Genomic DNA, 14484 nt, shown 5'->3' with positions numbered 1-14484 from the left:
TTAAGCTTTTAAATATTTGTTACCAGACCTTTTGCTTTAGCATCTTTCAATGCAACACTCAGCCCATTCTTATTGATGGTACGCAAGCCGGCAGCCGAAACGGTCAACGAAATCCAACGGTCTTCTCCGGGAAGATAGAATTTCTTGTTGAATAAATTCGGACTGAACCGACGTTTGGTCCTTCTTTTCGAGTGAGAAACATTATTTCCCACCATTGCTTTTTTTCCGGTTATTTGACAAATTCTTGACATTGTCTTATTTTTTTAACAGAATCACACGTTTTTCAAACAGATCGCAAAATAAGTGCATTTTCCTGAAATAATCAAATTGTCAGCGAAGTTTTTTCTTCTTTTTTCAACAACTAATTGTTTAAAAATCAAAATGTTTTTTTTTCAGGCCGGGAATCACCATCTCCTGTTCTCCCCTTACATCCTTATTTCCCCTTGACTTTGCTGCTACAAAACCGGGTTTTTCTGTTATAATAACGGGCGACGGTCTTTTAAATCAGGATTTACTATCAACTGGAAGGCAGATCCGGTCGATATTTTTGTTTGCCAAAAATAAGGTTAAATTGAAAGGCTATTCTTTTTCTTTTTTTGAGAAAAGAAACTTATTTTAGTGCAAAATCAAACAATGAATCAGGAAAGATCGATATATTATCCGACGATACTGGGTGCTGCACACCTGGTTATTTTATATATTTTCATTCAAACGATTGTTGATTTTCCGCTGGCTGTCTGGGACTATTACCACGGAACCGAGTTTTTATACAATCCATTCAAAAAGATAGCGCTGGGAGTAGGTTCTGTCGTTTTTATCTTGTTTTTCGGTTACCGGAAAGCCCAAACAAGCCTAAAAGAACTTTTCCCGGCCAGGTGGTTCAATCCACTGATTTTCATTCCCATGACCCTGTTTTTAATGTCGGCCCATGTATTTTTAACTGAAATTAACCGGGCTGTTGATCAGCTGATGCCAGCCCCGCCTTGGTTTTGGGAGTTATTCGACCGGATTTTTGAGAACGACTACGGTATTTACGGCGCTTTCATGAAAGTGGTGGTCATTGCCCCCGTCATCGAGGAACTGATATTCAGGGGAATCATCATGCATGGCTTCATGCGTAATTATTCCAAAATTACGGCTATTCTAATTTCGGCCTTGTTCTTTGCCCTGTTTCATCTCAATCCCTGGCAATTTCCGGCAACCTTTCTGCTCGGCTTACTGCTGGGTTGGGCGATGGTGATTACCCGTAATATTTTTGTGTGTATTGCCGGGCATGCCATCAATAATTTGCTGGTTTTGCTCAGCCTCGAATATTGGGAAGAAATCAATCAATTTTCTTTTTTCCTGATGGAAAAAGATGAGCAACTAAAAATCAGCTACCTGACTGCCGGATTTAGTGTCGTATTAATCGGCCTGATTGCCCTTACAAGCCGGAAAAATAAACCTAAAACCAGTTGACAGCTGTCAGAGCGAACCTCTCAGGATCAGCCGGGGCGAAAGCGTTTCAAACACTTTTTGCTTGGTTTCGATAAAGCGCGCGGCTTTTTGTCCCATCTCCTGAAAATCGACCGAAATAACCGTGATCCCCGATCCAACAATTTCTTTCATCGGCGCATCATTGTATGAAATCAGCCCGACATCGGTTCCCGGCTTCAAGCCTTTCTGCTGACAGGTTTTGATGATGTAAACCAGATCGTCTTCTTTAATCACCAGAAATGCCTGCCCTGCCCTGATTTCATGATTTTTAATCTGTTGAACGACCGAATGCTTCAATTCGTTGGAGTTGCAGAATTGGCTGAATGCCTGGGTAATTTCCTGCGGATGGGGCGTAGTGGACGGGAAGACCAGGTGAAATTCCTTGTACTTTGAAATGTTTTCCGCCCCTTTGTTTAAGCAGTTAATGGCGCCAAGATAAAAATCCTGCGTCAGATACGAAATTTCGGGACTTTCAGGCATTCCCATATCCAGAATCAGCAACTTATTGGGGTCGATTTTGCGCACTACTTCTTCCATCCGCTGGTTGCGAATATTCATCACAATGTACATGCTGTATCGCCCCAGGCTATTCAGGATTAATTGTTCAAACACATCGGCATTATAGTGATGAAACAAGAGGTCGACCGAATAATTTTCAGGCAATTGGCTCCGGAAACTATTGTAGAGCTGTTCTTTAAACGCACTGAAATCATCCAGCAGCATCATCACCTTAAACGACAAGGAATTCACAAAATATCCCTTCGTTGGCGTAGACGAAATGACACTCCGTTGTTTTAAGGTGGTATAAGCTTTAAAAATCGTATCGCGCGACAATCCGCTATCCTTGCTCAGTTTATTGACAGATGGAAGAAAATCACCTTCTTTCAACAATCCGTTACTGATCGCTTCGTTAATGGCATGAATCAGCTGTTGTAACTTGGTTTGCGCCGAGCTGTCGTCTATTTTAAAATTAAAACTCATACTGAATATTTTAAGGATGCAAAAAGCCTGAATTGCTTCTGCAATTCAGGCCAGATCTTGATTAAACCGTTTTAAAATGCACCTTGAATGTGCGATAACCATAAATACCAATGATGATAAAACAAAACAACGGCATGATAAACGATATGTTAACCGCCGGAAAAGTAAATACGGTCCCCATATCGATGATGTAGGCCTGTATTTTAGGCAAAAAAGTTCCGCCGACAATGGACATGATCAATCCGGCCGCCCCGAATTTGGCATCTTCACCCATCCCCCTGAGGGCAATTCCGTAAATGGTAGGAAACATCAGCGACATGCAGGCCGAAATGCCTACCAGGCAATAGAGGCCTGTGATATCCTGCAAAAACATGGTTCCGGCCGAAAGCCCGACTCCTCCCAACGAAAGTACAAGCAGTAATTTTCCGGGCTGAACATATTTTAACAGGAAAGTACAGATAAAACGCGAAACAAGAAAAATTCCCATCGCAATGATATTATAGTATTGCGCCTTTTGCGCGGCATCTCCGGCCGACATACCAAACTGCTCCGTAAAAATACGCTGCCCGTACTGTACAATAAAAGTCCAGCACATGATTTGTGCGCCTACATAAAACAGTTGTGCAATGACTCCTTCCCAATAGCGTTTCACCCGGAGAAGATTTTTTACCGCTCCAAAAAAGTTCAGCTTATGATCCGAATCTTCGTTTTTTGGCATCCTTGCAAAAAGAATGATCAGGAAAACCACAATAATCACACCGCCAATGGCAATATAAGGCGAACTCAAAATGTGCAGATCATTCGCTTTTACAGCCTCAAACTGTTCCGGCGAAAGCAAGGCGCGTTCATCTGCTCCACGCGGGTCAAGCCGGGCCTGGATGAAGGTTTTTGCCACAAACATCCCGGTAATCGATCCCATCGGGTTAAAAGCCTGTGCAAAGTTTAAGCGCCGGGTAGCCGTGCTGTCGGGTCCCATGAACAGGATGTAGGGGTTGGCACTCGTTTCGAGGAACGACAAACCACAGGTCATGACAAAGTAGGCAATCAGGAACGGATAATACAAGCCGATATAACTGGCCGGAATAAACAGCAACGCTCCCGTGGCGTATAGGCCCAGCCCCATCAAAATACCGGCTTTATATGAAAATTTACGGATATAAAACGCGGCAGGAAAAGCCATGGCCCCGTATCCGCCGTAAAACACCACCTGTACCCAGGTACCACCGCCAACACCCATATTGAAAATCCGCGAGAATGCTTCGACCATCGGGTTGGTGATATCGTTGGCAAATCCCCACAGGGCAAAGCAACTTGTAATCAGAATAAACGGAACCAGATATTCCGCCGGGATAACTCTTTCTTTTGTTTTCACGTGTCAGTTCGTTTGTTTAGTTTTAAAATGTTCGTTTTGGTTTCGGGACGTGCTTAATCAAAAACTCCTTTTATGGTTTGAATGGAAACGCCCAGTATTTTTTCTGCAATCCGGCTCAGGTCTTCTTCATTTCCTTCGAAATGATAGGTACGCTGCAAATGAAATTTCGCTTCGTCCGCTTTCAATTCCAGGGCTGCCGAAGATGATTCCAATTCGTAAAATGGCCCAAGCTGAGCTCCGCCTTCCAGCGGCCCGTCATTATACGCGTTGATGACGTCCCCCTTAAATGGTTCATCCTGCCGTTCTTCCCACGAAGAGTTAACATAGCCGGTTGCTTCGGGGTCGATTGATGTTTCCAAAATAGTCAGGCAGCCGTTCCGGGCATCGTAACTTCCCAAAACCGGCATGGCCCGTTCCGGCGACATCCCTATCTTCCCGCGAAGTTTCCCATCGGCTTTAAAGTAAACCACATCGGCCGCTACCTTGAGCCTGTCTGAAGGAATTTCACCAAAATAATCATCTTTCACAATCCCCCCGGTTCCTTCCTTTTTAAACGGAACAACAATGGTTACCTCCGGCGACGGGTTGTACATGGAAAGCATCCAAACCGACAGCAAACCGGTTTCTTTATTCCAGTCATCCGTACCATTATTTCTGATTTCATTGATCGACTCGTAAGCGACAGATCTGATGGAAGGCCCGATCTCAACCGGAAGAATACCTGCCACTTCGTCCGGGAAAATAATTCCTACGCGCCGGGTAACGGCCAGGCTGAATTCTGTTCCGGAATAGTTTTTCACCGAAAATTCTTTGAAAAAAGTGGCCATTTCCGGCATTACTTCCCTGACTTCCCAAGGCATGGTATCAATACATGCAGGAACTTTCCAGTTATTGATAACCATCTTTTTTCCTTTTTCAAAATACACCGAGAACTGTCCGCCTTCCGGCCCCAGCCAAAAACGTTCTTCGCCTCCAAAAGCATTAAATTGCTCCGAACGCATGCTTGAGGCAACCAGCTGATGGTTAATCCAACCAAATGAGAATCCCTCCTCACCGGAGGTAGTACTGGTCATAACCCGACCCTGAAGTTCGGGGACCAACACCAGACGTGATGGTCCCGCAACCAACTCTATTGTTGTAAAGTTGTCCTTCAGTTTTTCAAGGTCAAAACCATATTGTCCCTTTGTGAACGTCATGTTAACGATATAAAGGTCCGTAGTTTTGGCATGCCTTGTAATCGGCTGCTTCCTTATCCATTCCAAAAGATGCCCAGACACTCGGCCTGAAAATATCTTTCACATCCACGTTGTGCATACAAACCGGGATGCGTAAAATCGAAGCCAGTGTTATTAAATCGGCGCCGATATGGCCATAGGAAATAGCGCCGTGGTTAGCGCCCCAATTCGCCATCACACTGTATACATCTTTAAAGTTATCCGTATCATTTAAACGGGGAACAAACCAGGTTGTTGGCCAGGTAGGATCAGTCCGTTCATCCAGGATCGGGTGGATATCGTCGGGTAGTTCAACCGTCCAGCCTTCGGCGATCTGGAGTACGGGCCCGATTCCTTTAACCAAATTAACGCGCGACATGGTAACCGGCATTTGTCCGGCTGTTTTAAATTGCGAAGAATAACCGCCTCCCCGGAAATACCCCAAACTTGCCGGGCACCAGCGGGTATTATAGAGACAGGCCTTCACTTCATTCTCTGTCACCTCCCAATAAGGTTTCATCACCGGATTTCCGTCGGCATCTTTTTGCCGGGCCGTTGCGTCGAGTGTTGTTGAACCGGAGTTAATCAGGTGAATAATCCCGTTTTTAGCCAGTCCGGTCAGTTCTTTTCCGGTTACCCGTTTAACTGCTTCCGGGCTCCAGTACGTGCGAACATCCGAAAAAATTTGCGCCGTATTGGTCAGCAAATGGCCAAATAACATGGGTACAGCATTTAAACTGTCGTTTTCGGTGGCAAATACAAAGGCTTCACGAATACCATTCCAGTCAAACGAAGAGTTCAGAATCGCCTCGGTAAAGTCGGCATTCGGATAATAGTCGGTCCACTGGCGTTGTCCCTGGAAACCACCGGCGATGGCATTGTGCCCTTTCGCCTCTTCTCCGTAACCAAGCTCAGCCAGTTTGGGGTTTCCAATCATCAGGTCGCGGCAAATCAGGGTCATTTTAACCACCGTTTCCCATTCCCAGTCTTTTCGTTCGCGGCTGTGTTGTTTTTCAGGCGCATTGCGGTCCTGTCCTTCCACGCAATTCTCTTTTACCCAGGCCAACGCTTTTTCATATTCTTCCTGATCAAAAATCCCTTCGTCCATCCGGCGCATTAATTCAACCGATTCCACAAACTCGGTACGCATCCCCAGGTAATCCTGAAAGAAACTGGCATCGACCATCGAACCGGCAATTCCCATCGAGGTATAACCAATCGACAGATACGATTTCCCCTTCATCTCAGCAGAAGCCAGGGCGGCCTTCGTAAAGCGAAGAATCTTTATTTTTACATCCTCCGGAATTGTCGTATCTCCGCCATCCTGAACATCGCGCCCATAAATACCGAAAGCTGGTAAACCCTTTTGCGCGTATCCGGCCAAAGCTGCTGCCAGGTAAACCGCGCCCGGTCTTTCGGTTCCGTTAAAACCCCAAACCGCTTTTGGCACCAGCGGGTCGCTGTCCATCACTTCAGTTCCGTAACACCAGCAGGGAGTAACCGTCAGCGAAACGCCGACACCTTCCCGGCTAAACTGGTCGGCACATTTGGCTGCTTCGGCCACACCTCCAATGGTTGTTTCGGCAATAACGCATTCCACCTTTTCACCTGAAGGGAAACGCAGGTTTTCTTCAATCAGCCGGGCGGCTGCCTTCGCCATATTCATAGTTTGTTCTTCCAGCGACTCGCGAACACCACGTTCACGCCCATCAATGACAGGACGGATTCCAACTTTGGGTAAGCGTCCGATTAAACGATTTTTCATAACAATCCGTGTTTAATGATTTTATAGCATATTATATTGTGCTGTACTGTGCTGCTAAATTAAGAAGAATTCGTTTATCCCGGGTTATGTTGGTAAACATGTTTTAAAAACTTAGATTTGTGCATCAACAATCCTCTACTGTTATGAATCTTCTGAAACTGAAGCTGCACTGGCAAATATTTTCAGCCCTGATTATTGCTGTTTTGTTCGGTTATTTTTTTAGCGAACATGTCGGTTATATCGGTTGGTTGGGCGAGCTGTTTCTACGTGCCTTGAAAATGATTATCATTCCGCTTATTTTCAGTTCGATTGTCAGTGGGGTTACCAGCATGGGGAGCGGTAAAAGCTTGGGACGATTAGGTTTAAAAACTATCTCGTATTACCTGCTCACCTCGTTGTTTGCCATATTAACCGGGCTGTTATTTGTCAATCTCTTCCGGCCCGGCATCGGTGTTGATTTAGGATTTACAGCGCCCGCACATGAATTTACGACTGAAGGAACTTCTGTAAAAGATATTTTCATCCGGATGATCCCGGATAATATTATTCGGGCTATGGCCGAAGGGAATATCCTGTCGGTGATCTTCTTTTCCATTTTTTTAGGTTTTTTCATCACCCGGGTAAAAGACGATTACAAACAAACACTGACCAATTTCTTTGACGGCCTGTTTGATGTGATGATGAAAGTGACCATGTTTATTATCCGGTTTACGCCGCTGGGAATTTTAGGGATTGTAGCCACCGAAGTAGCCCGAAATGCAGACCAGCTGGCATCAATCGCCGGAAGCATGGCTTTTTACATGTTGACCGTTTTTGTCGCCTTAACGGTCCATGCCTTTATTACCCTGCCGGTAATTGTCAGGTTTATTGGCAAAGCACGGCCATACCGTCATATGAAAAATATGATCAGTCCGCTGATCACTGCTTTTTCAACAGCCTCGTCAAGCGCCACCTTGCCTTTAACAATGGATGCCGTTGAGAACGAAAGCGGTGTTTCCAATAAAATTACAAGCTTTACCTTACCACTGGGGGCAACCATAAATATGGACGGCACGGCACTTTATGAATGCGTGGCCGTTTTTTTTATTGCCCAGGTTTATGGGGCTGAACTCGGCCTGGGGCAGCAAGTCGTGGTGGTAGCAACCGCATTACTGGCATCGATTGGCGCCGCCGGAATTCCGATGGCCGGACTGGTCATGATGACCGTTATCCTTACCGCCGTAAACCTTCCACTGGAAGGCGTCGGGTTAATTTTGGCCGTCGACCGGATTTTAGACATGTACCGCACGGCCGTCAACGTATGGAGCGACAGTTGCGCCGCGGTCGTTATTGCGAAAAGTGAAGGTGAAACCTTACAGGTTTAATTTTCGGTGTAAAACTGGTTTAAGGAGATAATTTCGATTGAGCTGCACACGGGACAGCTTTTCTCGTTTTCGGATAACAGGTTAAATTTTGCCTGGCACGAATTGCAACAAAACCAGTTTTCATCGAACTGAAAATTTCCCCCGCGAATAATCAGGTCTTTCCCCTCAACCATTGAACGGGCAACTTTATTCCGGGCCGATTCATAGATCCGAGTCAGGGTTGGACGGGATACATCCATACAAACTGAAGCTTCTTCCTGGGTCATGTTCTCGTAGTCCAGCAGTTTAATGGCCTCATATTCTTCAAAATAAAGCATAATCTGCTCTGATCTGTTTTTCGGGCCATAAACTGATAATCCTTTTATGGCCGGTGGAGCTAAAAGCTTGCGGTCTCTCTTTTTTCTTGGCATTACAAGTGATTTACTTTACTCAACAAATAATGGTCAGCCAGCACTAACGCAGCCATGGCTTCAACAATAGGTACGGCACGCGGCAAAACGCAGGGATCGTGACGGCCTTTGGGGTTAATCACGGTTTCATTTTCTTCTTTATCAACCGTTTGTTGCTCTTTCAGAAGGGTTGCAATGGGTTTAAACGCAACGTTAAAGTAGATATCTTCGCCATTGCTGATACCACCCTGGATACCCCCCGAATGATTGGTCTTCGTCCGGATACCGGATGCTGTTTTCACAAAAATATCATTGTGCTCGGAACCGGAAAGCTTTGTTCCTTCAAAACCGGAACCATATTCAAAACCTTTTACGGCATTGATTCCAAGCATAGCATGGCCCAAATCGGCATGCAACTTATTAAAAACAGGTTCGCCCAGTCCAACAGGAATACCTTGAATGACGCCCTGAATAACACCACCAACCGTATCGTGGTTACGCCCGGCTTCTTCAATCCGGGCAATCATTTTTTCCGCCGCCAAGGGGTCAGGGCAGCGAACAATGTTTGAATCCGTCAGGTTCAGGTCAAGTTCCAGGTAGCTTTTATCCAGACTAATTTCACCAACGCGGGAAACAAATGCCTGTACTTGAATTCCAACCTGCTTCAGCAACAATTTAGCCATTGCACCTGCGACAACCCGGGCAATGGTTTCGCGGGCAGACGAACGTCCCCCACCCCGGTGATCGCGGCTACCGTACTTTTTCAGGTAGGTATAATCGGCATGCGACGGCCTGAATACATCTTTCAGGTTATTGTAATCAGCCGAATGCTGATCCTTGTTCCACACCACAAAAGCAATGGGGGTTCCCTGGGTTTTTCCGTCAAAAATACCGGATAAAAACTCAACCTGATCTGCTTCGTCACGCTGCGTGGTAATTTTTGATTGGCCGGGTTTACGCCGGTTTAGCTCGTTTTGAATGAAATCAAAATCGACTTCAAGTCCGGCTGGGCAACCATCAATGATACCGCCAATTCCACGACCATGAGATTCGCCAAACGATGTTAACCTGAAAATTTGTCCAAAGCTGTTCATGCTTGAAATATAAAAAATTTGCTTCTGATTGATCAGAAGCAATTCATAAAAACTGAGTGTTATCAGCAACCACAGCCGCAGCTGCCATGCGCTTTTTCGGTAGAGCAACTTTCATCGTCACAACCGCAACCGTGATCGCCGCAACCGCCGCTTCCACAACCACAGCCGCCGCCTACGGTAGCCGCAATTTCTTCATCAGTCGCCTCCCTCACTTCCAGGATTTCACCTTTAAAAAACAAATCCTCGCCGGCAAGCGGATGATTAAAATCCATTTTTACGACATCTTCGGTGACTTCCAGCACCAGACCGTTCATTCGCTGACCGCTTGTACTCATCATCGGAACGGTGTTGCCAATACTGATCAGCTCTTCATCAAACTTGCCATCGATCAGAAAGATGCTTTTGGGAAGTTCAACAATCGCATTTTCATCAACATCGCCGTAAGCATCTTCACATGCCAGGTTTATTTCAAATGATTTTCCCTGCTCCAAACCTTCGAGCAACGCTTCGAACTTGGGAAGCATAATTCCTGCTCCGTATACAAAGTTTAATGGTCTCCCCGCAGTCGCCTGCTCAATCAATTCTCCGTCTGCACTTTCGATCCGTAAGTCGTAAGTCAAAGAAACCATTTTGTTTTTAGCAATTCCCATTACAATTTATTTAGATTGATTTTTAATTATTAGATTGCAAAGAAATAAAATTCGTTCATATAATGAAATTTCTATTGCCCTCCCGGTATTTATTTTAAGGATAAAATCACACTAACTTGTCGTTTTTTATAAACAGTTAAATTGTGAAAAGGTTTTTCTATTCCCGTGGTGAAACCGGCAAATTTGAACCTGTGTTAAAAGTTCCGGTTATCAAACCAGCTGCGCTGTTTGTTTATCTTCAGGTCTTTCAGCATGGATGACGAGGCATTGAGTGAAAAACTGTAACTCCGGCGCTGCCCGAAAGGCACAAAATTGAAGCTCATATTCCAGCAATGCAGGTTCCGGGTCACATTAACCGTTGTAAACGAAAACTTCTTAGCCTGAACGTCGAAGTTCGTCGTTAAAGCCATATTCCACTTATCCGTCAGGCTCATCCGCCCGTTAAAATTAAGACTTTGATTGATCGTAGCGCTTCTGAACGGATTTGAACGGTTGTAACTGAAGCTGTAATCGAACCGAAATTCCCAGGGCATTGTAAAATCGTAGTAAACAGGTCCCATCATGGTTGTCACCGGCAACTCTTCGGCTCTAACAGCGTCACCATCCGGCCCGTCGCCTACCCCGTCGCCCTGGTTCTTTTTGTCTTTCGATTTGAATGACATGCCAAACGACAGGTTTGCATTGGTTAAACGCCCCAGCTTGGCCAATCCCGACTTATGGTTCCAAACATACTCATTGATCAGACCGCGGCCGGTCATATCCGTCATGTACGGATTTAAAGTACCTCCAAAGTTGATACTAATCCCTTTCACGGTTGTACGTCCGCGAATTTGAATATTACTGAGGTTTAACGAATCGGCCACCAGGTTGTAGGAAGCGCTTAATCCCAGGTTATCAATAATTTTCACCCGTTCATATTTATCCCCTTTACCGGTCGTGTCATTTTTTGCCGCCACTTTGGCTTCGAGGTTATTCGCCAGGTTAAAGCTGATTGATCCGCTTTCACCCCGTCCGGTCGATCCGAACACGGCGCCTTCAAAGCGGTTATAAAAGATTTCTTTCCCGTTTTCATCCACATAACTATCCCAAAAACCGTATTTCGGATTGCCAAAATCAGGATGATAGCTAAAGCTTAACGAAGGAGTCATTTTATGACGGATCGCCTTAATCCTGGAGTTTGGGTTCTTCATCAGGTACATCCCATAAATGTTGGTCGATGAACTGATACTGTATGAATAGTCATAATTTCGCTTAAATCCGTAAATGGTGTCTACCTCCAATGTGCCTTCGCGGGCCACATGGTCGTAATAATACCGGCGGTTCATATTATTGGTATACCACCTCTCCGAATAGCTCACGCTTGGGCTTACATTGATGTATTTCATCAGGTTAAAACTGGGCAGGGTAATCGGGATGGAGTGTTTCCATCCATTCTTCCAGTCTTTTATCAGCGATTGTTCCAGAATCACATCTTGCTTTGCCGTAATTGAGTTCTTAATATTTCCTGTATAATTAAAGCCGATTTTCTCGTACCACATCAGTTTCCCCGTGCGAACCTTTGCCCTGAACGGATAAATTTTAGCCATCGAGAAGGTGAGTTCGGGGAAGCTCAGGCTCATGGTCGAATCTGTTGAGTTTTGCGAATGCCTGAAGTTTGCCGACATATTGAAGGGAGAATTCTCCCACTTTTTGGTATAGGAGATACTCGACGATTTTTGCGTGCTCAGGTAGCTGCTTACATCATACGAGTTTTGCTTATCGTAGCTGGTTGTCGACAGGTTAACACTTGCCGAAAATGTTTGATTGGGATTAGCCTTGCTATCCTGTGAATGCGACCACCGGATACTAAACCCGGGGCTCCGGCTATAATCAGGCAAATCTTTTTCACTGTATTTATTGACATTATACCGAAGATCAACGTTCCCCGAGTATTTATAACGTTTTTTGTATTTCGAGTTCAGATAAGTTCCCCACGAGCCTTTTGAATAAATGTCTCCTTTCATCGTCAAATCAAAAAATTCGCCGGCCGCCCAGTAGTAACCGCCTTCGCGCAGGAAAAAACCACGGTTATACTCTTCGCCGTACGAAGGAATAATAATCCCCGACGAATAAGAAGGCGTATTCGGAAAAAAACCAAAAGGCAATATGGGAAAGTAAATCGGAAAATCTTCCAGCACCATGTAAGCCGGCCCGGTAATAATTTTTTTATTTGAAATGACCTTCGCTTTAGTCATATGCAGGTAAAAATGAGGATGATCGGCATCACAGGTCGTATACTTGCCGTGTTTCAGGATAAAGGCATTTTTGTCGATTTTTTTGGTTCGTTCGCTATGCACATACCCTTCGCCCTGTTCCGTTTTTACATCCATGATAATCCCTTTTTCCGTTTGGAAATTATAGCGAAGCACTTTACACTCAAACTCATCGGTTCCGTCTTTAAACACCGGAGATCCCTGAACAACTCCGGCCGAATCAGGAAGCCCCTCGGCATAAATCTCTTTGGTGTTCAAATCCAGCTCAATATAATCCGCTTTTAACTCAATACTTTGATAAGTGACCACCCCCGATTTGTACATAAACACCTTTTGCCCGTCAAGGGAAACGATTATTGAATCAACAGCCGTATAATTGATGGGCGCTTCGAGTACGGTAGGCTTTTTCTGGTCGCGGATTTTAATACTATCGCCTGTCAAACTGTCGGCCAGTTCGTTGTTCAGGCTAAACTCGATGGTATCCGGTACAAGCTTCGTTTCGTCCCGCAGCAAACTATCGGTCAACATCAGTGGTTCCGGGCTCACCGGATTGGTTGAGTCAGGTTGCTCCTGCGCGGCAGCAGAAAAGCAGGCAAACAAAAACAAATATCCTATTAGTTTTCTTATCAAAACAGAAAATTAGATAGCCATCATGGCTGGTTGGCCACAAAAATATAAATTCATTGGCGACTAAAGACCCAACAAATGCAAAATAATTTTAATATTTCTATTTTTGTTTGACGTATATACATTTGATCATGGGTAATAAACATTATTATATCCTGCTGCTCCTTCTATTTACGATCCCGGCAATCCGGCCCGGATTCTCAAAAAACGTTCAGGGAAAGCCGTTTACCGTTGTTATTGACCCCGGTCATGGCGGAAAAGATCCGGGCGCTGTTTACCGAAACATCCGGGAAAAAGACATCGTTTTAAAGCTGGGCCTGAAGCTGGGCGAATATATCCGCCAAAATATGCCCGATACCAAAGTTATTTTCACCCGCGACAAAGATATTTTTATTCCCCTGCACCAGCGGGCCGAAATTGCCAACAGCAACAAGGCTGACTTGTTTATCTCCCTGCATGCCAACTATTGCGGGACGCCTTCGATTACCGGCACCGAAACATTCGTCCTGGGGCTTCACAGCACCAATGAAAACCTCGACGTAGCGAAAAAGGAAAACTCGGTAATCCTTTTGGAAGACGATTATTCCACCCGATACGAAGGATTTGATCCGAATTCATCAGAATCCTATATCATGTTTGAAATGGTCCAGGATCAATATCTCGACCAAAGTATCAGCATGGCGGCCCTGGTACAGGACCAGTTCCGAAACAGGGCATCGCGTAAAGACCGGGGGGTAAAACAGGCCGGATTCCTGGTTCTGCGACGGACCAGCATGCCCGGAGTATTAATTGAAGCCGGTTTCCTGAGCAACCAGTCGGAGGCCCAGTATATGAATTCAGACGAAGGCCAGACCTACCTTGCTTCTGCTGTTTACCGCGCGTTTAAGGATTATAAAAGTCTGGTGGAATCGAGAAGTGAGTTTAAACTGGCAGAACATACCGGCAACAAAACCGAAACAATTCAGGAATATGAAAATCTAAAAACAGAGGAACAGACAACAACCAAGATTCAAACGACTGCCAATATCACGTTTAGTGTGCAACTCGCCGTTTCGTCAAAACGTATTGCCCCAACACCAGCCAACTTCAAAGGGCTTACGAATGTTTTTGTGGTTGAACAGGATGGCCTTTTCAAGTATTTTTACGGGAAAGAACATTCTTACGAAGAAATCACGAAAAGAAAAAACGAAGCAGCCAGGCATTTCCGGGATGCCTTTATTACAGCTTTCGAAAATGAAAACCAGGTGCCGTTGCAAAATGCCTTACAAAAAATAAAACTTTGAGCCGGTTTTCATCGTTT

At 45.1% G+C, this 14484-nt stretch carries 12 protein-coding genes; 3 read left to right on the top strand and 9 right to left on the bottom strand.

Annotation, left to right across the window (positions count from 1 at the left end):
* Nucleotides 1-8: 8 nt before the first annotated feature.
* Entirely contained in the window at nucleotides 9-251 is a 243-nt protein-coding gene (gene rpmB, locus ACOIT5_RS17385) for a 50S ribosomal protein L28 (protein ID WP_423127431.1), read from the bottom strand.
* A gap of 382 nt (nucleotides 252-633) precedes the next feature.
* Between rpmB and ACOIT5_RS17380 the strand changes: the two genes are divergently transcribed.
* Complete coding sequence (locus tag ACOIT5_RS17380; protein ID WP_423127430.1) at nucleotides 634-1458, top strand: CPBP family intramembrane glutamic endopeptidase; 825 nt, start codon at nucleotides 634-636, stop codon at nucleotides 1456-1458.
* A gap of 6 nt (nucleotides 1459-1464) precedes the next feature.
* Here the strand turns inward: ACOIT5_RS17380 and ACOIT5_RS17375 are convergent, their stop codons facing one another.
* The 4 genes from ACOIT5_RS17375 to ACOIT5_RS17360 form a co-directional block, all read right to left on the bottom strand.
* On the bottom strand, nucleotides 1465-2457 hold the full coding sequence (locus tag ACOIT5_RS17375; protein ID WP_423127429.1) for a substrate-binding domain-containing protein: 993 nt from the start codon (nucleotides 2455-2457) through the stop codon (nucleotides 1465-1467).
* Between the two features lie 61 nt (nucleotides 2458-2518).
* Nucleotides 2519-3829, bottom strand: coding sequence for an L-fucose:H+ symporter permease (gene fucP / locus ACOIT5_RS17370; RefSeq protein WP_423127428.1), 1311 nt, complete (start codon nucleotides 3827-3829; stop codon nucleotides 2519-2521).
* A gap of 53 nt (nucleotides 3830-3882) precedes the next feature.
* Nucleotides 3883-5025: a DUF6786 family protein gene (locus tag ACOIT5_RS17365; protein ID WP_423127427.1), complete on the bottom strand. Its 1143-nt coding sequence runs from the start codon at nucleotides 5023-5025 to the stop codon at nucleotides 3883-3885.
* A gap of 1 nt (nucleotide 5026) precedes the next feature.
* On the bottom strand, nucleotides 5027-6808 hold the full coding sequence (locus tag ACOIT5_RS17360) for an L-fucose isomerase (protein ID WP_423127426.1): 1782 nt from the start codon (nucleotides 6806-6808) through the stop codon (nucleotides 5027-5029).
* Nucleotides 6809-6951: 143 nt separating this feature from the next.
* On the opposite strand from ACOIT5_RS17360, the gene ACOIT5_RS17355 reads away from it, so the two are divergent.
* The gene (locus ACOIT5_RS17355; protein ID WP_423127425.1) at nucleotides 6952-8172 is read left to right on the top strand and encodes a dicarboxylate/amino acid:cation symporter; all 1221 of its coding nucleotides are present in this window, start codon (nucleotides 6952-6954) and stop codon (nucleotides 8170-8172) included.
* On the opposite strand, the gene ACOIT5_RS17350 is transcribed toward ACOIT5_RS17355, so the two are convergent.
* From ACOIT5_RS17350 to ACOIT5_RS17335, 4 genes are all read right to left on the bottom strand, one after another.
* Entirely contained in the window at nucleotides 8169-8582 is a 414-nt protein-coding gene (locus ACOIT5_RS17350; protein ID WP_423127424.1) for a DUF134 domain-containing protein, read from the bottom strand. The genes ACOIT5_RS17355 and ACOIT5_RS17350 overlap by 4 nt on opposite strands.
* Nucleotides 8582-9655, bottom strand: coding sequence for a chorismate synthase (gene aroC, locus ACOIT5_RS17345; RefSeq protein WP_423127423.1), 1074 nt, complete (start codon nucleotides 9653-9655; stop codon nucleotides 8582-8584). The genes ACOIT5_RS17350 and aroC overlap by 1 nt, the downstream gene beginning before the upstream one ends.
* A 62-nt stretch (nucleotides 9656-9717) precedes the next feature.
* Nucleotides 9718-10305: an FKBP-type peptidyl-prolyl cis-trans isomerase gene (locus ACOIT5_RS17340; RefSeq protein WP_423127422.1), complete on the bottom strand. Its 588-nt coding sequence runs from the start codon at nucleotides 10303-10305 to the stop codon at nucleotides 9718-9720.
* Nucleotides 10306-10499: 194 nt separating this feature from the next.
* Entirely contained in the window at nucleotides 10500-13187 is a 2688-nt protein-coding gene (locus ACOIT5_RS17335; RefSeq protein ID WP_423127421.1) for a putative LPS assembly protein LptD, read from the bottom strand.
* A gap of 128 nt (nucleotides 13188-13315) precedes the next feature.
* On the opposite strand from ACOIT5_RS17335, the gene ACOIT5_RS17330 reads away from it, so the two are divergent.
* On the top strand, nucleotides 13316-14467 hold the full coding sequence (locus ACOIT5_RS17330; protein WP_423127420.1) for an N-acetylmuramoyl-L-alanine amidase family protein: 1152 nt from the start codon (nucleotides 13316-13318) through the stop codon (nucleotides 14465-14467).
* The last annotated feature ends 17 nt before the right edge of the window (nucleotides 14468-14484 follow it).

The sequence above is a fragment of the Gaoshiqia hydrogeniformans genome (genome assembly GCF_049347105.1).
Taxonomy (GTDB): Bacteria; Bacteroidota; Bacteroidia; order Bacteroidales; family Prolixibacteraceae; genus Gaoshiqia; species Gaoshiqia hydrogeniformans.
Note: the sequence above shows the minus strand (reverse complement) of the source record. Positions and strands in the feature narration are given on the sequence as shown.